This is a genomic window from Massilia sp. LC238 (assembly GCF_000735635.1).
GTDB classification, from domain to species: Bacteria; Pseudomonadota; Gammaproteobacteria; order Burkholderiales; family Burkholderiaceae_D; genus Telluria; species Telluria varians.
On the sequence record NZ_JNNN01000048.1, the window covers coordinates 1 to 23,909 of the forward strand.

Below are 23,909 nucleotides of genomic sequence, written 5' to 3' on the forward strand. Positions count from 1 at the left end.
TTTTGTGCACGCGCTGGCCAACCACCGGAGCTTCCCCGGCCTCCTTCGTCGGCGGCGTCAGTTGTGTATAAGAGCAGGGGCGTGGTGGCGGCCGGGGCAGGAGCGGTGGCGGCCTGTGCGGCCGCCGCGGCCGGGACGCTGTCCGCCGGTGCCGGGCCGGGCGACTGCACCGGCGCCGAGACCGGGCCGGACGGCGCGGGACGGGCCGGCGTGGCCGGGCGGCCGGTGGTGGTGGCGCCGCGCGGCAGGGGCTGGGTGTCTTGCGATGCAGTCGCCGGAACCGGAACCGGTGCGGTGGCCGCAGGGGCGGCGGCTTCGCTGGGCGGGGCGGCCTGCTGCGTGGCCGGCGCGGCTTGCTGTTGCTGGGTGGCCGGGGCCTGGTCGGCGCCGACGGGCGCCGCACAGGCCGCGAGCGGCGCGAACAGCAGCGTCGCCGCGAGCCGGCGAATGCGATGAGCGACGTTGCTCGAGGTCATTTATTCAGTTTTCTGATCCGTTCCGATGGCGTAATGATATCAGTCAGACGGATACCGAACTTGTCGTTCACGACCACGACCTCGCCCTGTGCGATCAGGCAACCATTGACCAGCACGTCCATCGGCTCGCCGGCCAGGCCGTCGAGTTCCACCACGGAGCCTTGCGCCAGTTGCAGCAGGTTCTTGATCGCGATCTTGGTGCGGCCGAGTTCCACGGTCAGCTGGACCGGGATGTCGAGGATGAAGTCGATGTCGTTCGGCGTGTCGTTGCGCGCGCCCTTGTTCGAGAAATCCTTGAACACGGCCGCGGTGGCGGTGGCCTGCTGCTGTTGCTGGCGTTCGAGCGCCGCCGCTTCGGCCGCGGCCTGCTCGGCAATCGCCGCGCCCCAATCGTCGTCGAGTGCGCTCTGGTCATCCTGGGTATCGGACATGGTGCTCTCCTGTTGCTCGCCGGCCCTTCAAGCCGGCGATTCGTTCTGTTATTTGAAGTTGTCGCTGTTGGCGAGCAGCTTCTCGACCTTCAGCGCGTACTGGCCGTTGAAGACGCCGTAGCTGCAGTCCATCACCGGCACGCCGTCCACGGTCGCCTGCAGGGTTTCCGGGACCGTGATCGGGATGATGTCGCCGATCTTCATGTTGAGGATCTCGTCGAAGTTCGCCCGCCCTTCGCCCAGCACCGCCACCAGCTCGACTTCGGCGACCTGGATCTGCTGGGTCATCAGGCGCACCCAGCGCTTGTCGACTTCCAGGGCTTCGCCCTGGATGCTCGAGGTCAGCGCGTCGCGGATCGGCTCGATCATCGAGTAGGGCATGCAGAAGTGGATCTGGCCCGACACCGAACCGAGTTCGATGGTGAAGGTGCAGGACACCACGACCTCGTTCGGGGTCGCGATGTTGGCGAACTGCGTGTTCATCTCGGAGCGGATGTACTCGAACTCGATCGGGTACACCGGCTCCCACGACTTGGCATAAGCCTCGAACACGATGTCGAGGATGCGCATGATGATGCGCTGCTCGGTCTGGGTGAAGTCGCGGCCTTCCACGCGGGTGTGGAAGCGGCCGTCGCCGCCGAACAGGTTGTCGACCAGCAGGAACACGAGGCCCGGGTCGAACACCATCAGCGCCGTGCCGCGCAGCGGCTTCATGTGGATCAGGTTGAGGTTGGTGGGGACCACCAGGTTGCGGATGAACTCGCTGTACTTCGAGACCCGCACCGAGCCCACCGATACCTCGGCGCTGCGGCGCAGGAAGTTGAACAGGCCAACCCGCAGATACCTGGCGAAACGTTCGTTGATGATCTCGAGCGTCGGCATGCGGCCGCGGACGATCCGCTCCTGCGTTGCCAGGTTATAGGTGCGTACCCCCGAGGTGTCTTCAGGCGCCGCAATGTCGTCCTGATCGCCGTTGACCCCTTTTAAGAGGGCATCGACTTCTTCCTGTGAGAGGAAATTATCGGCCATGGTGCTTCAGTTACTGGATGATGAAGGAGGTGAACAATACGTCGGTGACGTCCTGCTCGTCGCCGTCCTTGTCGAAGGGTTCCTGCACGATCGCCTGGATTTCGGCGGCGAGCTGCTGCTTGCCCTGGACCGTGCTGATTTCCGATGCCCGCTTGCCCGACAGGAGCAGCAGCACGCGGTTGCGCACGATCGCCATGTTGTCCTTGACCAGGGTCGCCTGTTCGGTGCCCGCCACCTGCAGGGTGAACTGCACCTGCAGGTACTGCTCGCCGTTTTCCGGCTGCAGGTTGACCGTGAAGGCCTCGACCGGCACGTACTCCGGCTTGACGCCGGCGTCCTTCTTTTTCTTCTTCTTCGATTCCTTCGGGCTCTCGTGTGCGGCCGCCCCGTCGCCGCCCTGCATGAAGTACCAGGCCGCACCACCGCCGCCGCCGAGCAGCAGCACGGCCGCCGCCGCGATCACGATCAGCTTCTTCTTGGAGCCGGCCGGAGCTGCCGCTGCGTCCGCCTTCGGATCGGCCTTTGGTTTTGCTTGCGCCATCGAGATGCCTCTTTACTGCCTAAAAGAATGATTCCGTCATTATGGCATTATCGCGGGGAAACCCAACCCGCCAAGCCCGGAAAAGAGGGGAGAAGGGGTAGTAATCCGGGTGATTGTTGCACCTGCGTCTTGACGGTTTGGTAGGGTGGGCGGCTTTGCCGCCCACGCGGTGATAGTTAGCCAATGAAATAACGAGCAGGCCGATCTCGCTTGGTTTGAACGCGTGGGCGGGAGACCCGCCCACCCTACGATATAAATTAAGCAAACGTATCGACCAGCCCGTTGTCACCCAGGCTCACGGTCCGGGTAGCCGGCCGCGCAGCGGCGTCATCGCCCACCGCCACCGTCCCGCCCGCGTTGCCAGGACCGCCACCGTTCCCATGGCGGCGCTCGCCATCCTGCTGCGCCTGGCGCCCGTCCGGCATGCCGGCATCGACGGTCGCGTTACCGAGCGCGATGCCGCTCTCGCCCATCATCTCGCGCAGGCGCGGGAGGGCGTTTTCCAGGGCTTGCCGTACCTCCTGCTGGTTCGACGAGAAGGCCACGCTGGCCCCGTCGTTGGTCACGTTGAGCACCACCTGCACCGGACCGAGGTCCGGCGGGTTCAGCGTCAGGGTCGCGGCCTGTTCCTTGCCCACCATGTAGACGATGCGCTGGCTGACCTGGTTATCCCAGGCCTGGGTGCCGAGGCGTGCCGGAATGCGGTCGCCCGGCATGGCGGCCGGGTTCGGCAAGCCCTCGAGCTTGGCGGCCTGGGCCTGCAGCTGGGTGACGGTCGGCAGGGGCGCCTCGAGGTTCGCCGCGGTGTTGGCGGCGGCGTCGCGCAGCTGCGGCTGGGCCTTGCCTGCATCCAGAGGCACCGACGCCTGTGCCTGCGCGCGCAGGTCGGCGCTTTCCTGGGCCGTGGTTTGCACGCCGGCCGCCAGCGAGAAGCCGGCCGCGTCGCTGTCGGCGGCGGCCAGCGGATCCGCAGCCGCCACGCCGCCGTCCGCGGTCTCGAGTTTCGCGAACGCGGACTGGAGCGCGGCGAGCTGCAGCTCGGCGCCGCCGGCCGCCGTTGCCGCTTCGGCCGCGACCGGCGCGGCCGCAGGGGCCTGGGTCAGGGCGGCCATGAAGGCGAGCATGTCGGTCGCCGGCGTGGTGGCCGCGTCGGCGGCGGCGCTGGCGGATTCGGCAGCTGCTGCCGCGTCCTTGGCCGGGTCGCCCGATTCGGCGCTGGCCGCCCCCTGCGCCGTTGCCGGCGCATCGGACGATGCTTCGTTCTGCTTGGCCGGCTCGCGTGTTGCAGGTTTCGGTCCCTGGGCTGCCGGCTTGTCGGCCTGCCTGGCGGGGGCCGCCGGCTTGCTGGCCGGCGCGGCGGCCGGCGCCGGCGTCGGGGCCATGGTCGGCGCCATGGCGCGCGACAGCGTGGCGCTGAACTGCCCGGCTTCGGGTGCCTGCACGCCGGCTGCCGGGTTGCGTTGCGGCTGGGCCAGCGCGCTGGCGCCGGAGACCTGGAACGGAAGGGTGGTCGTCTGCATCGTCATGGGGACATTACCGTTGTTTGTAGCGGGCGCCACGGGCTGCGTGGTCGTCCATCAGTTTCTGGTCGCGCTTGTTCTCGATCGCCAGCGCCTCGCTTGCGGCGCGCTCGTTCAGGGTGCGGTAGGACAGGCGCTTGCGCTCGCTTTCCTGCCATGCCTTCTTTTCCACGTCCGCCTTGTACTGCGCGTGCTTGATCACTTCGCGCTGGCCTTGAATAGCGTTGTCCAGCTTGCCGATGAAGGCCACGAAGTTGTGGTACGCGAAGGGCGTGATGCCCGCCATCTGCGCCGCGTCGAGCTTGCGCACATACTCGTCGCGGTAGCCATCCAGCATGACCAGCTTCTGCTCGGCTTCCTCGACCGCCTTGAGGGCGGCGCCCAGGCGCTTGGCGATCGCGTCGGAATCGCGCTGCGCAAGGTCGATCAGGGTCTCGAGGGCGGAAGAAGTGGCCATAATGGGTCAGAGTATAGTTCCGCCCGGCAAATTCCAATCACTGGAATAGAGAGCTTAATTGCCCCAAGCTTTCCAGCATGCCCGCGTTGTCGTGGATTTCCTGGCACAGGAATTGTTCGATCTGCTCGTGCTTGGCGATCGCCTGGTCCAGCACCGGATCGCTGCCGGCGGCATAGGCGCCCACGCTGATCAGGTCGCGCGAGCGCTGGTAGCGCGAGTACAGCTGCTTGAGCTTGCGCGCCGCCAGCTGGTGCTCGTGCGAGGTAATCGAGTGCATCGCCCGCGAGATCGACTGTTCGATGTCGATCGCCGGATAGTGGCCGGCTTCGGCCAGGTGGCGGTTCAGGACGATGTGGCCGTCCAGGATACCGCGCGCCGCATCCGCGATCGGGTCTTGTTGATCGTCGCCCTCGGACAGCACGGTATAGAAGGCGGTGATCGAGCCGCCGCCCTCGACCCCGTTGCCGGCGCGTTCCACCAGCACCGGTAGCTTGGCGAACACGGAAGGCGGATAGCCCTTGGTGGCGGGCGGCTCGCCGATCGCGAGGGCGATCTCGCGCTGGGCCATGGCGTAGCGGGTCAGCGAATCCATGATCAGGAGGACGTTCTTGCCCTGCTCGCGGAAGTGTTCGGCGATCGCGGTGGCATAGGCCGCGCCCTGCAGGCGCATCAGGGGCGGGGAGTCGGCCGGTGCGGCCACCACGGCCGAACGGGCGCGGCCCTCCGGGCCCAGGATCTGCTCGATGAATTCCTTCACCTCGCGACCCCGTTCGCCGATCAGGCCGACGACGATCACGTCGGCGGTGGTGTAGCGCGCGATCATCCCCAGCAGCACCGACTTGCCGACGCCAGTACCGGCGAACAGGCCGAGGCGCTGGCCGCGGCCGACCGTCAGCATGGCATTGATGGCGCGCACGCCCACGTCCAGGGTTTCCGAGATCGGCGCGCGGTCGAGCGGGTTGATCGGACGCGCGTTCAGGGGCCCGACTTCGTCAGTGCCGAGCGGGCCCTTGCCGTCGAGCGGGCGGCCGGCGCCGTCCACCACGCGCCCCAGCAGCTGCATGCCGACCGGCAGGTGGCGCGCGCGGTCGCTCGGGCGGCGCCGCGGGTGCTGCACGGTGCCGGGCTTGGGCAGCGCGGATTCGACCGGGAACACGCGCGAGCCCGGCACCACGCCCTCGACGTCGCTCTGCGGCATCAGGAACAGGCGCTCGCCCTCGAAGCCGACCACTTCGGCCTCGATGCGCTGGCCGTTGGCCACCGGGATGGTGCAGGCGCTGCCGACGGCCAGCTTCAGGCCTACGCATTCCATCACCAGGCCGGCCACGCGCGTGACGCGGCCCGAGACCTGCATCGGCTCGGCGAAGCCGACCAGGGAGTCGCAGTCCTTGATGAAGGACTTCCAGCGGGCGGTGTGGCGGTCAGTCGTTGTCGTCATTTTGTAGGGTGGGCGGCTTCGCCGCCCACGCGGTGATACGTGCAATATGATATGTCGCGGCCGTGCCGGCGGCGGTTGACCGCGTGGGCGGGAGACCCGCCCACCCTACGAAAGCCAGTCAACGTTACTCTGGAGGGCGTGAGTAAGCCGCGCCCAGCGCGCCTGCGCCTGCGCATCGATCTGGTTGCTCGCGGTATCCACCTTGCAGCCGCCGCGCGCAAGCAGGGCGTCTTCGACGATGCGCCAGCCGCCCTTGACCAGTTCCTGCCCCATGGCCTGGCGCACGATCTCGGCGTCTTCCGGGTTCAGGGTGAGGGTGGCCGGCTGGGCCAGCACCGGCAGGTAGCCGATCGCTTCCTGCACCACCGGCAGGATCAGTTCCGGACGCACCTCGAAGGCCGTGCGCACCATGCCGCGCGCCAGGCGCAGGGCCAGTTCCAGCACGTCGTGGGCGATGGTCTCGTCGGCCTGCATGACGGCCTCGCTGAAGGTCGCGGCGATCGAACGCAGGTGTTCCAGCTCGCTTTCCGCTTCGGTCTGGCCGGCCCTGGCGCCGTCGGCATAACCCTGGGCATGGCCGGCGGCGCGGCCTTCCTCCAGGCCTTCGGCATAGCCCTCGGCGCGCGCCTGTTCGCGGATCGCTTCGATCTCTTCGAGCGTCGGCAGCGCCACGTGCGGGACGATCTCGACCGGTTCCGGCGTGGGCGCCGGCGGGGGAGGGGCCATGGCGGCGCGGCGCGACTGGGTGCTCGGGCGCTCGTCGCCGAACGAGGTCATTTCCCAGCGCTGGTAGGCGCTTTGCTGTTCCTTCGGGATCATCAGATGAACGAATCCTCGCCTTTACCGCCCAGCACGATCTGGCCCTCATCCGCCAGGCGGCGCACGATCTGCAGGATCTGCTTCTGCTGGGTTTCCACTTCCGACAGGCGCACCGGACCTTTCGACTCCAGGTCTTCGCGCATCATCTCGCCCGCGCGCTGCGACATGTTCTTGAAAATCTTCTCGCGCAGGTCTTGCGAGGCGCCTTTCAGGGCGATGATCAGCATCTCGGACTGCACCTCGCGCAGCAGCAGCTGGATGCCGCGGTCGTCGATGTCGATGATGTTGTCGAACACGAACATCTCGTCCATGATCTTCTGCGCCATGTCGTTGTCGTAGTTCTTGATGTTGTCCATGACCGCCGCTTCCTGCTCGCCGCTCATGAAGTTCAGGATCTCGGCCGCGGTGCGCACGCCGCCCAGCGAGGATTTCTTGATGTTCTCGTTGCCCGACAGGAGCTTGGTCAGCACGTCGTTCAGTTCGCGTAAAGCGGCAGGCTGCACGCCGTCCAACGTAGCGATGCGCAGCACCACGTCGTTGCGCAGGCGTTCGGTGAAGTGGGCCAGGATTTCGCAGGCCTGGTCGCGCTCGAGGTGCACCAGGATGGTGGCGATGATCTGCGGGTGCTCGTTGCGGATCAGTTCCGCGACCGAGGGCGAGTCCATCCACTTCAGGCTTTCGATGCCCGAGGCGTCCTTGCCGCCCAGGATGCGGTTGAGCAAGACGGCGGCCTTGTCGTCGCCCAGCGCCTTGGTCAGCACCTGGCGGATGTATTCGTCCGAATCGAGGCCGACGTTCGAATGCAGGTTGGTCTCTTCGACGAAGGCTTCCAGCACCTTGACCACTTCGGTGTGCTGCACCGACTTCATCTGGGCCATCGCGGCGCCGAGCTTGAGCACTTCACGGGGGCCGAGGAATTTCATCACTTCGGCCGCTTCCGCTTCGCCCAGGGCCAGCATCAGGATCGCTGCCTGCTGTACGCCTTCCTTGTCCTTGTCACTCATTTGATCCCAACCATGCCTTGATTACGTTTGCAACGATCCGCGGGTCTTCGCGGGCCAGGTCCTGCGCCATCTGCAGGTTCGCCCGGTAGCCCTGGGCGCGGCGTTCGACTTCCTGTTCCTCGAGCTCTTCCGGATCGGGCTCGCGCTCTTCTTCGGGAATCTCTTCCTCTTCCGGTTCCGGTTCCGGCGGCAGGGCGGTGACTTCGTCGAACTTCTTGATCGCCGGGCGCATCAGCGGCAGCAGGATCCGGTAGTAGAGGAAGGCCAGCACCGCGAACAGCAGCAGGTACTTGCCGATCTCCTTGGCCAGCGGCAGGTTGGCCGGGTCGCGCCACCAGTCGAGGCTGGGTGGCGTGTCGTCCGGGCGGTCGACGCCGTCGAACGGGGCGTTGGCCACGTTCAGGGTGTCGCCGCGCTGTTGCGAGTAGCCCATCGCCTGCTTCACCAGCTCGTTGATCTGGGCGACTTCGGCCGCTGCCAGCGGTTTCACGATGATCTTGCCGGTCTTCGGGTCGACCGAGCGGCGGTAGTTCACCACCACGCCCACTGTCAGGCGCTTGATGCCGCCCATCGGGCGCTGTTCGTAGCGGATGGTCTTGTCGACTTCGTAGTTGGTGGTCGCGTCCTTGCGCGTCGGTCCACCGGCTGCCGGAGCCGCGCCGGCTACCGGCTGGCCGTCGATCGGCGCGGTGGCCACGCCCGGCGGCTGGTTCGACAGCGCGCCCGGGATGCCGGAAGCGCCGCCGCCCGGCTGCGTCGATTCGGAGGTCTGCTGGCTGCGGATCGCCTGCGGTTCCGGCGGCGAATTCGGCTTGTACATCTCGGCGGCGGTGTCGACCTGGGCGAAGTCGATCTCGGCGGTCGCTTCGGCGCGCACGTTTTCCTTGCCGACCAGCGGGGCGATGATCGACTCGACCTGCTTGATGATGTTCTGCTGGACCTGCTCGACGTACTTGAGCTGGGTGGCGTCCAGGCCCTTGTGGCCGGGACCCTTGTTCGAGGTGTCCGACAGCAGGTTGCCGTTCTGGTCGACCACGGTGACGTTGCCGACGGTGAGTTCCGGCACGCTCGAGGCGACCAGGTGGACGATGGCGCTGACCTGGCCCGGGTCGAGCGCGCGGCCCGACTGCAGGGTCAGTACCACGGACGCGGTGGGCTTTTGCTGGTCGCGCACGAAGACCGAGGGCTTGGGCATGGCCAGGTGCACGCGCGCGGCGCTGACCGGGCCGAGCGACTGGATCGAGCGCGCCAGTTCGCCTTCCAGCGATCGCTGGTAGTTCACCTGTTCCAGGAACTGCGACACGCCCAGCTTCTGGTTTTCCATCAGTTCGAAGCCGACGTTGCCGCCCTTGGGCAGGCCTTGCGCGGCGAGCTTCAGGCGCAGGTCGTGGATCTGCTCGGCGGGCACCAGGATCGCGCTGCCGCCATCCGAGAACTTGTACTTGACCCCCATCTGGTCGAGCGAGGCGGTGATGGCGCCGCCGTCGCGGTCGCTGTAGTTCGAGAACAGCACGCGGTATTCCGGCGCCTGGCTCCACATCCACAGCGCGATCATGATGGCGCTGACCAGCGCGATCCCGCCGCCGATGGCGACGCGCTTGCCCATGGTGGTCTGCAAAAAGCCCTGTTTCGCCTCTTGTTCGGGCGCCGGGGTGTCGATCAGTTCATCAGCAACTGCTGCCATGGTCGGTAAGTGATGGGGGGAATAGGGAGATTAGCCGCAATTATGAAGCCACAGGGCAACATTCAAACCCTGAAATAGGGGTGGAAATCCATGCTTCTTCACGCGAGGAATTTGCTGGGGCACTGGTAATCTGACAGCCTGAACAAAGTGGATGACCTCACGGGCAGGAGAATGCGATGAGTATTGGCGGAATCGGCGGCATCGACAGCAGCCGCATCCAGGCGATGATGGAACAGCTGAAAGCCGCGGCGACCAAGCCGGCGGCCGGCCCGGTGGCGCCTGCCGGCCTGGGCAATGTTGCGCCCCAGGGCGGCGTTGCCAAGCTCGACTTCGCCGATGCCCTGAAGACCTCGCTCCAGCAGGTCAGCAATACCCAGAAGAACGCGGAAGAGCTCGGCAAGCGTTTTGCGATGGGGGATGATACCGTGAGCCTGTCCGATACGATGATCGCGATGCAGAAATCCAGCATCGCTTTCCAGGGAACGGTGCAAGTACGCAACAAACTGGTGTCAGCCTATCACGACATCATGAACATGCAGGTGTAAGCCTGACCATCCGTGCAAACGCGACCGGCCGCATGGCCGGTTTTTTTATTGCTGAGCAGATTTACGAACTGGGGTCAGGTCTGACATTCGGACACGAGCTCGAGCGTCATCGAGGTGTACTGCTCAGGCCGTGTCTAAATGTCAGACCTGACCCCGTCTAGAAGGCTCAGGCCGCCTGCGATTCCTTGCGATGGAAGGTGACCGGAATGCTGCCGTCGCGCGGCGCCGGTTCCGGCAGCAGCGAGGCCAGGGTATGGCGGTCCAGTTCGGCGAGATAGGCCGAGGTGGCGTTGGTGAGCACGCCCTTGAGCGCACAGGCCTTGACCAGCCCGCACGGGTTGCCGCCCGGGTCGAAGCATTCGGCCATGTAGAAATCGCTCTCGCTCTGGCGCACCACCGCGCCGATGTTGATGTCTTCCGGTTTGTGCGCCAGGCGGAAGCCGCCGTTGCGGCCGCGGATGGTCTCGATGACGCCGTTGCGGCCCAGCTCGTGCACGACCTTCATCAGGTGGTTCTTCGAGATGCTGTGCAGGTCCGCGATTTCCTGGATCGTGACGAGCCGCCCCGGATTGCTGCCGAGATGGAGCAGGGTCCGCAAGGTGTAGTCGGTAAAGGAAGTCAGGCGCATATCGTGGGAGTATATCCCATGCATCCTCTCGGTGTGCATAAGCTGACTATGCGGATGGCATGCATATTGACCGGTCATTACAAACCATTACTTGATTTGCCGTTCTTGTCGTTTCAATATGTCGGCTGTTGGCCGCCCGAGGCCGCCGTCGTCTGCCGCCTTCTGCCGGAGTATGCACATGCAACCGATCTCTTCCGCCGTCCATATCATGCACGCCGACCCGATCATGACGGTCGGGCTGCATGCCGTCCTGGCCGACCAGCCCGGCCTGCGCGTCACCACGCACCTGGCCCAGCCCGAGGCGCAGCGTGTCGCGCGCGTGCTGGTGACCGATTACGACACCGGCATCAAGCTGGCGCGCAAGCCGCCCGCCGGCAGCCTGGCGCCGGTCGTGCTGGTGGTGACCCAGTTCGACAAGGAGTGGGAAGTGCGGCTGGCGATGGATGCCGGCGTGGCCGGCTACCTGCTGCAGTCCTGCGGCACCGACGAGCTGGCGCACGCGGTCGCGCAGCTGGCGCGCGGCCAGCGCTACCTGAGCGAGTCGATGACGCGCAGCGTCGCCGACAGCCTCACCCGCGAATCGCTGACCGGGCGCGAGACCGACGTGCTGCAGCTGCTGGCGCAGGGCTGCTGCAACAAGTCGATCGCGCGCAAGCTGGGCATCGGCGTGGGCACGGTGAAGACCCATGTGAAGGGCGTGATGAGCAAGCTGGACGCCACCGCGCGCACCCATGCGGTGGTGGTCGCGACCCAGCGCGGCCTGATCCGCCCCGGCGGGGCCGGCGCAGCGGCCTGAATCACATGCCCGGCGCCGGATGCTCCGGCAGCGGGCTGCGCAGGCTCAGGTTGATCGCGTTCCAGCCGCGGATCGCGGCAATCGTATAAGCCAGTTCCGCAATCTCCACATCGCTGAAATGTTCGCGCAGCGCCGGCCAGGCGCTGTCGGTGTCGTCGCGTCCGGGCAGGGCGTTGACGGCGTCGGCCCAGGCCAGCGCCGCCCGTTCGCGCTCGCTGAAGAAGGGCGCCTCGCGCCAGGCGGCGAGCGCGTTCAGGTGGCGCGGATCGAGTCCCTGCCTGACCAGGTCGCGCCAGTGCATGTCCACGCAGACCCCGCAGCCATTGAGCTGCGAGACCCGCAGCTGCACCAGTTCCACCAGGCGCGCGCCGAGCGAGCTGTTCCTGGTTGACTGGGACAGGGCGATCATCGCCTTGAGGTTGGCGGGGGCCAGGGTGTAGAGGGGGATGCGGGCAGCGTGCGTCATGGTGGCGGTCCTTTCAGGATGGGGAAGGCGCCCGTTACGCCCTCCATGCATCCAAGACGAGCCGGCGCCGCATGGTGTGACATGCGGCCGGTTTTTTTTCAGGCGCCGAGCAACACCCACTGCCCCGCGCGCTCGTACGCCGCGCGGTTCTTTCCGGCCTTCTTGGCGGCGTACATGGCCGCATCGGCGCGCGAGAGCAGCTGGTCGGCGCTCTCTCCCGGACGATGCAGCGCCATCCCGATGGTGGCGCCGGGCTGGGTTCGCCCTCCCGTCTCCGGGTAGGGCTGGCCGGCAAGCCGCAGGATCGCCTGCACTGCCTCGATCGCCGCCGGCCACGACCCATGCAGGCGGTCGAGCAGCACCACGAATTCGTCACCCGCCAGCCGCGCCACGATATCGGCCCGCCGCACCGCCTCGCGCAGGCGGCGGCCAAAGGCGATCAGCACCGCATCGCCCGTTTCATGGCCGCAGACGTCGTTGACCGCCTTGAACCCGTCCAGGTCGATGAACATCAGCACCGGCGGATGCGGCGCGCGCCCGGCCGTGTCGATCGCGTGCTGCAAGCGGCCCATGAATTCGTAGCGGTTGGGCAGGCCGGTCAGGAAGTCGTGGGTGGCGCGGTGGTGCAGCTCCCAGGACAGGCGCCGCGTCCTTTCCTCGGCTTCGATCTGCTCGGTGACATCCCGTCCCGAGCAGAACATGCGCCCGTCGCCAGCCACACTGGTGCTCCATTCGATCCAGCGCCAGCTGCCGTCGGCGTGCAGGTAGCGGTTGCGAAAACCCAGCACCGTTCCTCCGCCGGCCAGTTCGCCGGCTTTCTCCAGGGTGCGCGCCCGATCGTCCGGATGGAGGAAATCGACGAAAGGGCGCGACTTCAGCACGGCTTCGTCCCAGCCCAGCAGTGCATGCCAGGCCGGGTTGACCTGCATGATATAGCCGTCGTGGCTGGAGATCGACAGCAGGTCGGGCGCGAGGGCGAACAGCGCGTCCCGGTCCTCGATGGCCTTCTTCTGGGCAGTGATGTCGATCACCTGGGCGATCAGGCACTCCGGGCGGCCGGCATCGTCATGGCTCAGCGTCACCGTGAGCAAGCCCCAGACCACGGCGCCGTCCGGGCGGCAGTAACGCTTTTCGAGGCAGTAGGAGTCGAGATCGCCGGCCAGCATCCGCTGCAGCTGCGTCAGGTCGGCATCGAGATCGGCGGGATGGGTGACGTCACGATAGTCCAGGGCCAGCAGCTCGTCGCGCGGGTAACCGAGGATGCGGCACAGCGCGTCATTGAACGCGATCCAGCGGCCTTTCAGGTCGAGCAGCGCCGTGCCGACGGCCGACTTGGCGAAGGCCGCAAGAAAATGGCTGGGGACGGCGTAACTCGGCATTGGCGGCTGCACTTCGTGAGGTGGCGCCAGTGTAGCCGATTTATTTTTTGGTTACTAGAAAGATTGCATTTTGTAAATACGGCGCCTGACCCCCTTCAGTTTCCGCGCAGCACCCACTGCCCTTCGCGCTCGTAGGCGGCGCGGTTCTTTCCCGCATTCTTCGCCACGTACATGGCGGCGTCGGCGCGCGACAGCAGCCGGTCGGCGCTGTCGCCCGGATTGTGCAGCGCCATCCCGATGGTGGCGCCGGGCTCGGTGCGGCCCGCCACCTCGGGGTAGGGCTGGCTGGCCGCGAGCAGGATCTTGTCCACCACCTGGGCTGCGTCGTGGCAGGGATCGTGCAGGTGGTCGAGCAGGACCACGAACTCGTCGCCCGCCAGGCGCGCCACCACGTCGGTGCGCCGCACCGATGCCGTGAGACGGTGGCCGAAGGCGGTCAGCACCGCGTCGCCCACCTCATGGCCGCACAGGTCGTTGACCGCCTTGAAGCCGGCGAGGCGTCGCGGTCGTCGGGATGGACGAAATGGATGAAGGGCTGGGCGGTCAGCTCGTCCTGCGTCCAGCCGAGTGCGTCGGTCCAGGCCGGATTCACCTGGCGCAGGTAGCCGTCCTTGCCCGAGATCGCCAGCAGGTCGGGCGACAGCGTGAAGAAGGCGTCGCGTTCCTCGACCGCCTTCTTCTGTTCGGTGACGTCGAGCAGCTGGGCGATCAGGCATTCCGGGGCGCCGCCCGCGTCGCGGCTGAGCGAGACCGTCAGCAGGCCGCAGACGGGACGGCCGTCGGCATGGCGGTAGCGCTTTTCCAGGTTGTAGGAGTCGATTTCACCGGCCAGCAGCCTGTTGAGCAGGGTCAGGTCGGCGGGCAGGTCATCCGGGTGGGAGATATCCTGGATGCTGAGCGCCAGTAGCTCGTCGCGGCCATGGCCGAGGATCCGGCACAGCGCCGGGTTGACCTCGATCGAGCGGCCGTCGAGGCCGACGACTGCCATGCCCACCGACGAGTGGGCAAATGCGGTGTAGAACAGGTCGGTGGTCGGGGTTTGCGTCGGCATCTGGTCACCAGGATAACAAGATACCGTAGTGTAGACGATCTACTGTTCGACAACCACTAACATTGCTAATTGGTAATTAACAATTTGCAAACTGATCAGGCCAGGCCGGCCAGGCGCGCGTTGCGCTCGCGTTCCAGCTTGGTGATGTAGCGCTGCACGCCGGCCATGCCGCCGCGCGACATGTCGACGAACTGCAGGCCGATGCGGCGGTTGGTCTTGTTGTTCAGCAGGGTCAGGTCGAGCGAGTTGCGCACTTCCAGCGTCACCGTCACCGGGCCGATCTCGGGCAGCTCGATGCGGCAGTTGGGAAGCTGGGCGCCGATGGTCGTGTCGAGCTGCAGCTTGTTGTCGAGGACGGCGATGCCGCCGCAGCTGATGTCGTGCAGCGGGAACACGCCGGTGCCGGCCCCGGCTTCCAGCGGCAGCGGCAGGATCGCACGCACCGGATTCGATACCGGCGTCTCCATCCGGTAGTACTCGCGGCGCTGCAGGCGGATCAGGCTCGGCGGGATGTCGGCGCGCAGGGCGGCCTCGCCCTCGAACAGGGTGGGGCGCAGGTTCTCGGCCGTGAACAGGATGCGGATCTTGTCGAGCGTGGTTTCGCAGCGTACCTTGCCGGCTTCGACGATGCGCTCGTTCTGCATGCGCTCGATCGAGCGGTCGAGCACTAGCGAATTGGTGTCGGCGTCGACATCGAGGACGGTGGTGACGCAGACGTCGGCCTCGCCCTTGACCAGCATGCGCACCAGCTGGTGCTTTTCGCCGATCTGGCGCAGCAGCTGTACGATTTCACGGCGCGACTCCACCTCGTAGTCGTGCCAATTCTCGAGTTCCTGATCATTCATTGCTTGTACCAGCGCTTGGCGCGTCGTCCAGGTTGAGGTGGGGCGTCGGATCGGGCGAATCCGGTAAAGGATCTCCATGTTTCCGAGCCGACTCAATATGATATAGCCACGCCAACAGTTCCGCAATTGCGCGATACAGCGCCGGCGGAATCTCGCGGTCGAGGTCCACCTGCATGAGCAGCTGCACCAGTTCCTTCGATTCGTGAACAAAGACCCCGGCTTCCCTGGCGCGGCGCATGATCTGCTCGGCGACCAGGCCCTGGCCCTTGGCCACGACCTTGGGCGCCGGGTCGCCGCTGCCGTAGGCGAGGGCGACCGCGCTCTGGCGCCTGGCCTGCTCCTTCTTCGGGTCAGTCATCGGCCGTCTTGACGGGCGCCGAGCGCACCTCGAAGCCCGCCAGCGTGGTGCCGGCGGCGTCAAGTGCGCTGGCCAGGCTGCCCATGTGGCGGCGCAGCAGGGCGGCAGTCTCTTCGCTGCCGGCCGCGAACTGCACCTGCACCCGACCGCCGCTGAGCGTCAGGCGGGCGTCCAGTTCGCCCAGTTCGGGAAAGCGCAGGCGCAGGCGGCTGTGCCAATGCGATTCGGCCTCGCCGGCCTCGTCCTGTCCTTCGCGGCTGTCGCGTTGCACTTCCAGCTGCATCGGCTGGCCCGGCCACAGCTTGCCCTGCCAGGCAAGCTGGGCCTGCTCCTGGGTGGCCAGCTGCAGGTTGATGAACTGGGCGGTGGCCGGGTCGAGCGGGTTCTGGCGCACGCCTTCCTTCGCCAGCTGCTGCTGCGGTTCGGCGTTCAGTTCGGCCAGGGCGCGTGCGCCCTGCGCCCATTCGGCCACGTGCGATTCGTAGAACAGGCCGCTTTTCCCGAGCGCCTGCTGCAGGCCGGCCGCGATGCTGGCGGCATCCGCGCCGGCCGCGGCCACGATCGGCGCACGGCCGAGGGCGGCAGTCATCGGCGTTTCCACTTTCTGGGCGGCGGCGAGCACGCCGCCGATGGTCTTGCCGGCCTGGCTGAGGGTCGTGTTATTGGCTTCCGCGCCCACGGTCTGGGCGGCGGCGCCGGCCGCGCTGGCCTGCAGCAGCGCGGCGGCGCGCCCGACGGCGGTCCCTTCGCGCATGGCGAGCGGCGCCTTGCCCGGGTCGGCGCCCTGGGGCAGCGGCGGGCCGGCTTCGCTGAACACGGGATTGGTCCCGAGGCCGACCTGGAACGTCGGGCGCGGGTGCACCGACACCAGCGTGAGCGGCACGTCGGCGCCGACCTGGGCGCCCGCCGGGAGCTGCATGCGGGCGGGGATGTTGGCGACCTTGACGACGAAACTGCCGTCGGTCAATTTGGCGAGGACTTCGCCGTGCAGCGCCTTGCCCAGCTGGGGGGCAAGGGCGCGCTGGAAGGCTTGCTGGCGCGGGTCATTCAGGTGTTCGGCCGGCCTGGCCGGACTGGCCGGCAGGACGGCGGAGACGAGCTCGCGCGGCAGCATGCTGCTCTACGGCCTTACACGCCGTAGGCGCGTGCGACGCGGCGTTCGGTCGAGGTGTTGTTGATCAGGGCCGACAGGCGCGCCATCCACGGGGTGGTCAGGTCGCGGATCTGGCGGTCGGCGGCAAGCATGCGGCGGATCGCGTCGACCTTCTTGACGCGCTGCGGGCCAGCCAGCGGCTGCGGCTCGCTTTCCTTCAGCTGGCGCACGTGCAGGGCGCACTGCTGTTCGAGCTCGGCCAGGCGGTCCCAGTCGCTGTCGCTGGCGGCGCGCAGCATCTGGTCGGTGATCACCGCCATGGTTTCATAGGTATCGACGATATCGTCGCTGGTCATCTGCGGCATGTTCTTCAGGCACTCATCAGGGTCGGGGCGCGCATCGGCGCCGGGGCGGCTGGGGCCGTCGCGCCGGTGGCCGCGGCTTGCGGGTCGATCGCGTTCCAGGCTTCGCGCAGTTCGGACAGCAGCGCATGCGCTTCTTCCAGGATCGCCGGGTCGTTGCTGAGGTTGGCCTTGAGCAGGCGCGCGCTGATGTATTCGTACAGGGCGTCGAGGTTCTGGGCGATCTCGCCGCCGACCTTCTTGTCGAGGGCGGCGCGCAGGCCGTTGTCGATGATGTTGATGGCCTTCGAAATGGCGGCGCCCTTGGCGGGGATGTTCCCGGCCTTCATGTTGCTGATGCCGCTCAGGATCGACACCATCGCGCCGTCGTACAGCATGACGATCAGTTTGTGCGGGGAAGCGGCGGCGACGCCGGTCTCGAGACCGACTTTCGCATAGGCGCCCACGCCGCGTTGCATGGTTCCAAACATCGTGTTCTCCAGGTGGATGAGCTTAGCCTGCGTTCGCGGTGAGCGCCGCAAGCTGCTGGGTCAGGTAAGCCGAGGTCGATTGCATCGACATCAGGGCCGTGTCGAGCGCAGTGAACTGGGCCCGGTAGCGTTTTTCGATGGTTTCCAGGCGCGACTCGAAGCGCTCGCGCGCGCTGGTGACCGATTTCAGTGTGACGTTCAGGCCGTCGGTCTTGCTGTTGAGCAGGCTGTCCTTGCCGGTGAAGCTGGTGGCCAGGTTGGTCAGTTCGAAGGCGAAGCCTTTGGAGAAGCTGACGGTGCCGCGTTCGCCGGGCAAGCCGCCGGTGATCGAGAGCTGGATGCCGTCGGCGGGCGAGCCGGCCGCGGCCGTCAGGGTCTGGCCGTTGCCGATGGCGGCGACGCCGCCGATCGTGCCTTCGACGTTCGTGCCCTTGACGGGGGCGGCGGCGCCGAACAGGACGCTCGGGTCGGTGCCGCTGACGGCGGCGATCGCGATGTTCGACAGCTCGCCGAACTTGCTCGAGGAGATCGACAGGCGGCCATCGTCACCGACCTTGGTCTCGACCGTGTCGCCGGCGCCGGCAAAGGTGGTGTTGCCGTTGATCGCGGCGCGCAGCATGGAAGCCAGCTGGGCGCTGGTATAGGTGCCGGCGGCCAGCTTGATTTCCTGGATCTTGGTCTCGGTGACCGGGTCGGTCTGGTTCAGCGTGACGCGCCAGGTCGTATTCGAGGCGATCGTGGTCGAGCCCGGCAGCGGGGCAGCGCCGGTGAGCGTGCCCTGGGTTGCCAGGCTGGTGATGTTGACGCCGTAGGTGCCCGGCTTGGTGGCTGCGCCCGACTTGTCGAACTTGATCTGGCCGTCGGTGGCCGAGCCCATCGCCGCGAACAAGCCGCCGATCTCGGCGAAGTTCTCGGTGACGGCCTTATTCAGCTTGGTGGAATCGACCGCCAGGCTGCCGTCCTTCTGGAAGGTGATGCCGACCTGGCTGAGGGTGGTCAGCTTGCCGCCCAAGCCCTCGACGGAAGCGCCCAGCTGGCGCCGCAGCTGGCTCTGGATCGAGCGCACCGATGCGTCGCCCTGCAGCACGCCGGCGGTCTTGGTCTCGGCGTTGTAGCCGGCCAGGCTCGAGATCGTCTTGTTGAGCTCGTTGTAGGCCTTGACGAAGTTGTTGACGGCAGTCGAGACCGCGGCGGTGTCGCGGGTGACGTCGAGGGTGGTGCTGCCGGTGCCCTTGATGTCGAGCGACACGCCCTGCACCGCTTCGGTGACGGTGGTGCTGCTGCTGCGGATGTCGATCCCGTTCATGTTGAGCAGGGTGTCCTGGGCCGCGCTGGTCTGGGTCAGGCCCTGCACGCCGCCCGGGTCGTGGCCGAGCAGGGCGGCGATGGCGGGATCGGCCGGCTGGCCGTCGACGCCGTCGACGCTGATCTTCATCGAGGACTTGGCGCCGGTGGCGTTCGAGGTCAGCACCAGGTGATAGGGATTGGCGCCCCCGTCGGACACGATGGTCGCGGTGACGCCGATATTGGCCTTGTTGATGGCGTCGCGGATGCCCTGCAGCGACTGGTCGCCCGCGTCGAGCGTCACGGTGCCGCTCGCCTGTGCGCCGTCCTGGCTGAAGGCGGCGCCGCCCAGGTAGCTGCCGGCCGGGCCAGCGCTCAGGCCGGCGGCGGCCGGGTTGGTGCCGCCGACCAGGATCTGGTTGCCGTCCTTCGAGTTCAAGGTGACGCTGGCGGTGGTGGTGGCGCTGGTGCCGGTGTTGGCGACGCCGGTTCCCTTGAGGCCGCCGGTAGCGCCGCCGCTACCGCCGATCACCTCGGCCACCGTCAGGTTGGACCCGTCGGCTGCGGTGAACTGCAAGGTGCCGGCGGCGGCAGTGCCGGTGAATGTGATGTTGGCGGCGCTGAGTGCCGCGCTGACGGTGCCGTCGGCCAGGGCCGTGTCGATCTGGGCCTTGCCGAGCGAGGTTCCGGTGCCGGCCTGCGACACGATCTGCACGCCGCCGACCGTCAAGGCGTAGCTGGACGTGGCCGTGGTGGTGACGCTGCCGAAGCCGGCGAACAGGTTGGCCGCGCTGCTTGCCGTGCCCGCCTTGGCGGTCACGCCGGTGGTGTCGCTCTTGGCATTGATGGCTTCGGCCAGCTGTGCCGCGCTGCGGGTCGTGCCGCTGGTAGTGATGGCGGTGCCGTTGAGCGTCAGCGAGCCGTTGCTGATGCCGCCGGTGGCGGTCGAGGCGCCCAGTGCGCCGCCCGCCACGCCGAAGCTGCCGCCGCTGATGCTGCCGAACTGGAAGGTGAGGGTGGTCTTCGCGCCGGAGCCGATGGTCGCGCTCATGCTGGCCCGGCCGGCCGTGGTCAGGCTCTGGGCCGAAGCCATCTGGCTGACGTTGATCTTGTACTTGCCGGCGACTGCGCCGGCGCCGGCGGTGCCGCCCAGGATGTCCTTGTTGCCCGAACTGGCGTTGAGGGCGCTGAAGGTCGAGGGAGAATTGAGCGTGGTCAGGGCGCCCTGGAAGGCGCCGACCGCTGCGCTGACCTTGCCCAGCGCAGCGACGCGCTGTTGCAGCGCACCTGCCTTCTTGTCGAAGTTGGCCAGCGGTGCCGCTTCGGCCTGCATCAGCTTGCTGATGATGCCGTCGACGTCGAGGCCGGAACCGATGCCGGTTGAACTGATGCCCACTTTGTTTCTCCCGTGAAAGCGATAATGTAAGTCATTATCGACAGAAGCAAACCGGACTTAAGAGTGGGAAATGTGTCCTAATTCAATTAGATGAATGAAGGGACGAAAGGGGGCGACGCGGAATTAACAGGCGTGCAAGTCCGGCGCATGCCTTTCGAGGCGCGCGCCGGGCTGTATCGGTTACTGTCTTCAAGCCGTCTGGCTGATCAGGAGGCCGCGCATCTTGTCGATGGACTTGGCGATCTCGAGCGCTTCGACCGAGGGAATCTGGCGGACCACTTCACGGGTGCCCTGGTCGATGATCTTGACGACGATTTCCTTGCTGTCGTCGTCGATCGCGAATTCCAGGCTTTGCGACGATGCCTGCATGCCTTCGTTGATCTTTTTGACGGCGTCGTTGACCTGGTCGCGCGAGGGCGGGGCGGCTTCCTGTGCCTCAGGCGCTTTCGTCGCCTTGGCGGGTTGGACGTTTTGCTGCTGATCGAGCGCCGGAAGCGACCGCTCCTCCAGTCGCGGCGCCACGGGTGAACCAAGAGATTGGATGTTCATGTGACTTCCCTAGCAAAAAATCCCCGGCTGAATTTCTTCAGCCGAGGATGTGTTTTACTGCCCGAATGGACTAGCTAGCCAACGATTAACCACGCAGCAGCGACAGGACGCCGTTCGGCAGCGAGTTCGCCTGGGCCAGCATCGAGGTGCCGGCTTGCTGCAGGATCTGACCGCGAGTCATTTTCGCGGTTTCAGCTGCGAAGTCGGTATCGACGATGCGGCTGCGCGATGCCGACAGGTTCTCGGTGGTCGAAGCCAGGTTCGAGATTGCCGAATCGAAGCGCGATTGCAGTGCACCGTATTCTGCGCGCTTGCTGTTGACAGCCGCAAGGGCCGCGTCGGCGATCTTGATCGCTTGCTGGGCGTTGTCAAAGTTGGTAACGTCCAGTTTGGCGACCGACTTCAAATCCGAGGAGCCGGTGATGGCCATGCCCGAAGCAGCCGATTCCGTCATGGAGAAGCTCTGCTCCGAGTCCATCGTCACGCGTCCGATCGCTCTGGATGAGGCGCCGGCAGCAACCGCGCCACCCTGTAGTGCGCCGGCAGCAGTATAGTTCTGCACGTCAACAGAAGCGGAGCCAGCTTGGTTGGCAACGTTGATGTTGGCGCCGGTTGCGTTGGTCAACTTGATGCCGCCGCTGTCGTACGACGCGGTAACGCCAGTCTTCGACGACTGGGCATTGAAGGCGCTGATCGCTGCGGCATAGCCGTCGGCGTCGGTGTTAGTGCCAACTTTGAACGAGATAGTCACGGCGTCAGCGGCGCTATTATCCGAGTCCAGCTTGATCGTCACCGCCGCGCCGGCAGCCGCACTGATCTTGGCTTCGGTCTTGGCGGTTGCGGTTACACCGGTGGTCTCGCTTTTGGTGTTCACGGCGGCTGCCACAGCTTTGGCGCTCTCTGCGTCGCCTGGGCCTACGTCGACGGTGGCGCTGCCCTGGTAACCGTTGAGGGTGATCGTGCCGGCGGCAATCGCGGCAGTCGCGCCCGCGGCCGGTGCGCTCGACACCTTGGTATTGTTGCCGTAGGTCGAGGTGGTGAAGTTCGCGCCACCCATCGAGATCAGCTGGCCTGCATTAGCGCCGACCTGGAAGTTGGCGGTACCCATGGTGCCGTCCAGCAGTTTCTGACCGTTGAATTCGGTGGTGTTGGCGATGCGGTTCAGTTCCGAGGTCAGTTGGGTGACTTCAGTCTGCAGGGCCTTACGGTCGCTGGCCGAGTTCGACGAGTTCGACGACTGCACTGCCAGTTCGCGGATACGCTGCAGGATGTCGCCCGAGCTCGACAGGGCGCCTTCGGCGGTCTGGGCCATCGACACGCCGTCGTTCGCGTTGCGGGTCGCCTGGTTCATGCCCTTGATTTGCGAATTCATGCGGTCCGAGATAGCCAGACCGGCAGCGTCGTCCTTGGCGCTATTGATGCGCAGGCCCGACGACAGGCGCTGGATCGAGGTGTTCAGGGAAGCTTGCGAGGTCGACAGGTTACGCTGCGAGTTCAGGGATGCAACGTTGGTATTGATTACGGATGCCATGGTATTTCTCCAGACTGTATTTCGGGGTGGGCCACTGTGCCCTGTTCACTTTGGTGCGCCACGCTGTTCCGTGACGATCACACCGCTGTTGATGCTGGTAACGTGCTTTACGGCAAGAACTTGAGGCTGGAGCTGAAAATAAATTCGCGATTATTTCCCTCAAGTTTGCTGGGCAGGCACGTCTAGACGACTGGGAAATCGGGAACTTTAGGGCGAAAAATAATTTATTTTTTCTGTAAAGCCGGGCTCAGGACTCCGGAAATGCGTGGCCGGAGATGGAATGTCGTTGTCGGAATGATCATACGAGGCAGGCCAAAGCTCCGTTTGCATGCTTTGGCGGATCGACATCTGTCTGAACGCGCGGCCGGCGGAGCCGGCCACCCTACGGGATCAGTCGGCCACCACGACCCGGTTCTTCCCGCTCTGCTTGGCCTGGTACATGGCGCGGTCGGCCCGGGCCACCAGGCTGGCCTGGTCCTCGTTCGGGATGCGCAGGGCCACGCCGCAGGAGAAGGTGATCAGCATCTTCTCGTTGTCGTGCAAGAAGAAGTGGCGGGTGAGCTCGCGCTGCACGCGCACCATCGCCGCCGCCGCGGCGTCCACCGGGGTTTCCGGCATCAGGATCACGAATTCCTCGCCGCCGAAGCGGGCGATCACGTCCATCGAGCGCAGGGTGTCGCGCACCACCTTCACCAGGTGCTTCAGGGCCCCGTCGCCGGCCAGGTGGCCGTAGGTGTCGTTGAGCTTCTTGAAATTGTCGAGGTCGAGGATGGCCACGCACAGCGGCGTGTTGCGGCGGTCGGCGCGCGCGCTCTCGCGCTCGAACACATCGTCCAGGCCGCGGCGGTTCAGGCTGCCCGTCAGCTGGTCTTCGCGCACCAGTTCGCTCATGTGCTGCAGTTCCGCTTCCAGCGTGCGGATGCGGTCCTCGGCTTCCTGGACTTCCTTGTGCACGGCCACCATGCGGTCGCGCGAAGCCAGCGCCTCGTCCTGGGCGGCGCGCATCTCGCGCAGCACTTCCTCCATCACCTCGTTCAGCTCGTCGATGTTGGCGGCGCGGCCGATCCGGTCGGAATAGCCGGCCAGCCTGGCATGGTGGTCGCCGGTCGAGGCCGCCACCGAACCGAGGCGGTCGATGAAGGTCATCATCATGTTCTTCATCGTCGCGCGCACGTCCGAGATGCTGTGCCGCAGCTGGCCCTGCTTGAGGATGACGTCCTTCAGGCTGCGGGTCGCGTCTTCCAGCGAGCGCACGTCGAGCGGGCCGGCGATCAGGTCCTGCACGGCGGCGATCTGGCCGCGCATCCAGCTGTCGTCGTCGAGGAGTTCGTTGACGTTGTCGAGCAGCAGGCGGAACAGGCGCAGCAGCAGTTCCTGCTGCTCGGCGCTGTCGCCGCTGCGCAGTTCGATCTGGTAGCACAGCTGCTTGAGGCGGCCGGACAGCTCGCCCAGTTCCTCGCCGCGCGCCAGCCGGACCGCCCCGCCCAGCGCTTCCGCCTCCTGGACCAGCGGCGGGCTGCCGGCCAGCAGGGTGGCCAGCGCATAGGCCAGCGAGCGGCCCAGCATCTCGCGCAGCTGGCGCGCATCGGGGTCCTCGTCGCCCAGGGCCATCACCGGCGTGTTGCGGCGCAGATGGCGGTCGGCCATCTGGCTCAGCGCCTGGGCGTAGCCGGTCCAGTCGGCGGTGCGGGCGGCGCGCAGCATGCGGCGGCCGCACCGCCGACTGGACCGGCTCTGTCTCTTTTACCCATCTCCGG

The 23,909-nt window shown here is 66.4% G+C and carries 25 protein-coding genes and 1 pseudogene; 3 read left to right on the top strand and 23 right to left on the bottom strand.

Annotation, left to right across the window (positions count from 1 at the left end; genetic code table 11):
* Positions 1 to 63 precede the first annotated feature (63 nt).
* The gene (locus tag FG94_RS27285; RefSeq protein WP_152570967.1) at positions 64 to 456 is read left to right on the top strand and encodes a hypothetical protein; all 393 of its coding nucleotides are present in this window, start codon (positions 64 to 66) and stop codon (positions 454 to 456) included.
* Between the two features lie 16 nt (positions 457 to 472).
* Here the strand turns inward: FG94_RS27285 and fliN are convergent, their stop codons facing one another.
* From fliN to fliF, 9 genes are all read right to left on the bottom strand, one after another.
* Positions 473 to 907, bottom strand: coding sequence for a flagellar motor switch protein FliN (gene fliN, locus FG94_RS13160; protein ID WP_036212315.1), 435 nt, complete (start codon positions 905 to 907; stop codon positions 473 to 475).
* 48 nt (positions 908 to 955) lie between these two features.
* Entirely contained in the window at positions 956 to 1,936 is a 981-nt protein-coding gene (fliM, locus tag FG94_RS13165) for a flagellar motor switch protein FliM (protein WP_027864436.1), read from the bottom strand.
* A gap of 10 nt (positions 1,937 to 1,946) precedes the next feature.
* On the bottom strand, positions 1,947 to 2,477 hold the full coding sequence (gene fliL, locus FG94_RS13170; protein WP_036212317.1) for a flagellar basal body-associated protein FliL: 531 nt from the start codon (positions 2,475 to 2,477) through the stop codon (positions 1,947 to 1,949).
* A 257-nt stretch (positions 2,478 to 2,734) separates the two neighbouring features.
* Positions 2,735 to 4,003, bottom strand: coding sequence for a flagellar hook-length control protein FliK (locus FG94_RS13175; protein ID WP_036212319.1), 1,269 nt, complete (start codon positions 4,001 to 4,003; stop codon positions 2,735 to 2,737).
* A 7-nt stretch (positions 4,004 to 4,010) separates the two neighbouring features.
* Positions 4,011 to 4,454, bottom strand: coding sequence for a flagellar export protein FliJ (fliJ, locus tag FG94_RS13180; RefSeq protein ID WP_036212321.1), 444 nt, complete (start codon positions 4,452 to 4,454; stop codon positions 4,011 to 4,013).
* Positions 4,455 to 4,491: 37 nt separating this feature from the next.
* Positions 4,492 to 5,892 carry a flagellar protein export ATPase FliI gene (gene fliI, locus FG94_RS13185; protein ID WP_036212322.1) on the bottom strand — a complete coding sequence of 467 codons (1,401 nt, stop codon included), beginning with the start codon at positions 5,890 to 5,892 and terminating at the stop codon, positions 4,492 to 4,494.
* Positions 5,893 to 5,997: 105 nt separating this feature from the next.
* Positions 5,998 to 6,711: a flagellar assembly protein FliH gene (fliH, locus tag FG94_RS13190; RefSeq protein ID WP_036212324.1), complete on the bottom strand. Its 714-nt coding sequence runs from the start codon at positions 6,709 to 6,711 to the stop codon at positions 5,998 to 6,000.
* Positions 6,711 to 7,715 (bottom strand): flagellar motor switch protein FliG, encoded by a 1,005-nt coding sequence (fliG, locus tag FG94_RS13195; protein WP_036212326.1) that lies wholly within the window; start codon positions 7,713 to 7,715, stop codon positions 6,711 to 6,713. The genes fliH and fliG overlap by 1 nt, the downstream gene beginning before the upstream one ends.
* Positions 7,708 to 9,399, bottom strand: a complete 1,692-nt coding sequence (gene fliF / locus FG94_RS13200; protein WP_036212328.1) for a flagellar basal-body MS-ring/collar protein FliF — start codon at positions 9,397 to 9,399, stop codon at positions 7,708 to 7,710. Before fliF ends, fliG begins: the two co-directional genes overlap by 8 nt.
* Before the next feature lie 176 nt (positions 9,400 to 9,575).
* On the opposite strand from fliF, the gene fliE reads away from it, so the two are divergent.
* On the top strand, positions 9,576 to 9,944 hold the full coding sequence (gene fliE / locus FG94_RS13205; protein WP_027864429.1) for a flagellar hook-basal body complex protein FliE: 369 nt from the start codon (positions 9,576 to 9,578) through the stop codon (positions 9,942 to 9,944).
* Between the two features lie 166 nt (positions 9,945 to 10,110).
* Here the strand turns inward: fliE and FG94_RS13210 are convergent, their stop codons facing one another.
* On the bottom strand, positions 10,111 to 10,572 hold the full coding sequence (locus FG94_RS13210) for an Rrf2 family transcriptional regulator (RefSeq protein WP_036212330.1): 462 nt from the start codon (positions 10,570 to 10,572) through the stop codon (positions 10,111 to 10,113).
* A 178-nt stretch (positions 10,573 to 10,750) separates the two neighbouring features.
* On the opposite strand from FG94_RS13210, the gene FG94_RS13215 reads away from it, so the two are divergent.
* Positions 10,751 to 11,368 (top strand): response regulator transcription factor, encoded by a 618-nt coding sequence (locus tag FG94_RS13215; RefSeq protein ID WP_036212332.1) that lies wholly within the window; start codon positions 10,751 to 10,753, stop codon positions 11,366 to 11,368.
* A gap of 1 nt (position 11,369) precedes the next feature.
* Here FG94_RS13215 and FG94_RS13220 read toward each other — a convergent pair whose 3' ends face one another.
* From FG94_RS13220 to FG94_RS13280, 13 genes and pseudogenes are all read right to left on the bottom strand, one after another.
* Positions 11,370 to 11,834, bottom strand: coding sequence for a carboxymuconolactone decarboxylase family protein (locus tag FG94_RS13220; protein ID WP_036212334.1), 465 nt, complete (start codon positions 11,832 to 11,834; stop codon positions 11,370 to 11,372).
* A gap of 98 nt (positions 11,835 to 11,932) precedes the next feature.
* On the bottom strand, positions 11,933 to 13,213 hold the full coding sequence (locus tag FG94_RS13225; protein WP_036212336.1) for a diguanylate cyclase domain-containing protein: 1,281 nt from the start codon (positions 13,211 to 13,213) through the stop codon (positions 11,933 to 11,935).
* Positions 13,214 to 13,308: 95 nt separating this feature from the next.
* Positions 13,309 to 13,668, bottom strand: a complete 360-nt coding sequence (locus FG94_RS27675; RefSeq protein WP_036212338.1) for a diguanylate cyclase domain-containing protein — start codon at positions 13,666 to 13,668, stop codon at positions 13,309 to 13,311.
* Complete coding sequence (locus FG94_RS13235; RefSeq protein WP_036212340.1) at positions 13,650 to 14,264, bottom strand: PAS domain-containing protein; 615 nt, start codon at positions 14,262 to 14,264, stop codon at positions 13,650 to 13,652. Before FG94_RS13235 ends, FG94_RS27675 begins: the two co-directional genes overlap by 19 nt.
* A gap of 95 nt (positions 14,265 to 14,359) precedes the next feature.
* Complete coding sequence (locus FG94_RS13240) at positions 14,360 to 15,109, bottom strand: flagellar brake protein (RefSeq protein ID WP_036212343.1); 750 nt, start codon at positions 15,107 to 15,109, stop codon at positions 14,360 to 14,362.
* A complete protein-coding gene (locus tag FG94_RS13245; RefSeq protein WP_036212345.1) occupies positions 15,102 to 15,467 on the bottom strand; it encodes an EscU/YscU/HrcU family type III secretion system export apparatus switch protein in 366 nt (121 codons plus the stop codon). Before FG94_RS13245 ends, FG94_RS13240 begins: the two co-directional genes overlap by 8 nt.
* Positions 15,460 to 16,581: a flagellar hook-length control protein FliK gene (locus FG94_RS13250; protein WP_036212347.1), complete on the bottom strand. Its 1,122-nt coding sequence runs from the start codon at positions 16,579 to 16,581 to the stop codon at positions 15,460 to 15,462. Before FG94_RS13250 ends, FG94_RS13245 begins: the two co-directional genes overlap by 8 nt.
* A gap of 14 nt (positions 16,582 to 16,595) precedes the next feature.
* Entirely contained in the window at positions 16,596 to 16,925 is a 330-nt protein-coding gene (locus FG94_RS13255; protein WP_229413011.1) for a flagellar protein FliT, read from the bottom strand.
* Between the two features lie 5 nt (positions 16,926 to 16,930).
* The gene (gene fliS / locus FG94_RS13260) at positions 16,931 to 17,392 is read right to left on the bottom strand and encodes a flagellar export chaperone FliS (RefSeq protein WP_036212349.1); all 462 of its coding nucleotides are present in this window, start codon (positions 17,390 to 17,392) and stop codon (positions 16,931 to 16,933) included.
* 22 nt (positions 17,393 to 17,414) lie between these two features.
* Positions 17,415 to 20,072, bottom strand: a complete 2,658-nt coding sequence (gene fliD / locus FG94_RS13265) for a flagellar filament capping protein FliD (RefSeq protein ID WP_036212350.1) — start codon at positions 20,070 to 20,072, stop codon at positions 17,415 to 17,417.
* 189 nt (positions 20,073 to 20,261) lie between these two features.
* Entirely contained in the window at positions 20,262 to 20,621 is a 360-nt protein-coding gene (locus FG94_RS13270) for a flagellar protein FlaG (protein ID WP_051996631.1), read from the bottom strand.
* Between the two features lie 85 nt (positions 20,622 to 20,706).
* Complete coding sequence (locus tag FG94_RS13275; protein ID WP_036212353.1) at positions 20,707 to 22,152, bottom strand: flagellin; 1,446 nt, start codon at positions 22,150 to 22,152, stop codon at positions 20,707 to 20,709.
* A gap of 390 nt (positions 22,153 to 22,542) precedes the next feature.
* Positions 22,543 to 23,865 (bottom strand): annotated as a pseudogene (locus FG94_RS13280) (GGDEF domain-containing protein); the annotation flags it as partial.
* Positions 23,866 to 23,909: the final 44 nt, after the last annotated feature.

Excerpts from the sequence above, each read along its gene's own strand:
- FG94_RS13245 (WP_036212345.1), bottom strand. The coding sequence starts at position 15,467 with ATGACTGACCCGAAGAAGGAGCAGGCCAGGCGCCAGAGCGCGGTCGCC.
- fliI (WP_036212322.1), bottom strand. The coding sequence starts at position 5,892 with ATGACGACAACGACTGACCGCCACACCGCCCGCTGGAAGTCCTTCATC.
- FG94_RS13240 (WP_036212343.1), bottom strand. The coding sequence starts at position 15,109 with ATGAATGATCAGGAACTCGAGAATTGGCACGACTACGAGGTGGAGTCG.
- fliL (WP_036212317.1), bottom strand. The coding sequence starts at position 2,477 with ATGGCGCAAGCAAAACCAAAGGCCGATCCGAAGGCGGACGCAGCGGCA.
- FG94_RS13235 (WP_036212340.1), bottom strand. The coding sequence starts at position 14,264 with ATGCCGACGCAAACCCCGACCACCGACCTGTTCTACACCGCATTTGCC.
- fliE (WP_027864429.1), top strand. The coding sequence starts at position 9,576 with ATGAGTATTGGCGGAATCGGCGGCATCGACAGCAGCCGCATCCAGGCG.
- FG94_RS13225 (WP_036212336.1), bottom strand. The coding sequence starts at position 13,213 with ATGCCGAGTTACGCCGTCCCCAGCCATTTTCTTGCGGCCTTCGCCAAG.
- fliM (WP_027864436.1), bottom strand. The coding sequence starts at position 1,936 with ATGGCCGATAATTTCCTCTCACAGGAAGAAGTCGATGCCCTCTTAAAA.
- fliH (WP_036212324.1), bottom strand. The coding sequence starts at position 6,711 with ATGATCCCGAAGGAACAGCAAAGCGCCTACCAGCGCTGGGAAATGACC.
- fliN (WP_036212315.1), bottom strand. The coding sequence starts at position 907 with ATGTCCGATACCCAGGATGACCAGAGCGCACTCGACGACGATTGGGGC.
- FG94_RS13220 (WP_036212334.1), bottom strand. The coding sequence starts at position 11,834 with ATGACGCACGCTGCCCGCATCCCCCTCTACACCCTGGCCCCCGCCAAC.
- fliG (WP_036212326.1), bottom strand. The coding sequence starts at position 7,715 with ATGAGTGACAAGGACAAGGAAGGCGTACAGCAGGCAGCGATCCTGATG.
- FG94_RS13210 (WP_036212330.1), bottom strand. The coding sequence starts at position 10,572 with ATGCGCCTGACTTCCTTTACCGACTACACCTTGCGGACCCTGCTCCAT.
- FG94_RS13270 (WP_051996631.1), bottom strand. The coding sequence starts at position 20,621 with ATGAACATCCAATCTCTTGGTTCACCCGTGGCGCCGCGACTGGAGGAG.
- fliF (WP_036212328.1), bottom strand. The coding sequence starts at position 9,399 with ATGGCAGCAGTTGCTGATGAACTGATCGACACCCCGGCGCCCGAACAA.
- fliS (WP_036212349.1), bottom strand. The coding sequence starts at position 17,392 with ATGTTTGGAACCATGCAACGCGGCGTGGGCGCCTATGCGAAAGTCGGT.
- FG94_RS13250 (WP_036212347.1), bottom strand. The coding sequence starts at position 16,581 with ATGCTGCCGCGCGAGCTCGTCTCCGCCGTCCTGCCGGCCAGTCCGGCC.
- FG94_RS13175 (WP_036212319.1), bottom strand. The coding sequence starts at position 4,003 with ATGACGATGCAGACGACCACCCTTCCGTTCCAGGTCTCCGGCGCCAGC.
- FG94_RS13255 (WP_229413011.1), bottom strand. The coding sequence starts at position 16,925 with ATGCCGCAGATGACCAGCGACGATATCGTCGATACCTATGAAACCATG.
- FG94_RS13275 (WP_036212353.1), bottom strand. The coding sequence starts at position 22,152 with ATGGCATCCGTAATCAATACCAACGTTGCATCCCTGAACTCGCAGCGT.
- FG94_RS13215 (WP_036212332.1), top strand. The coding sequence starts at position 10,751 with ATGCAACCGATCTCTTCCGCCGTCCATATCATGCACGCCGACCCGATC.
- fliJ (WP_036212321.1), bottom strand. The coding sequence starts at position 4,454 with ATGGCCACTTCTTCCGCCCTCGAGACCCTGATCGACCTTGCGCAGCGC.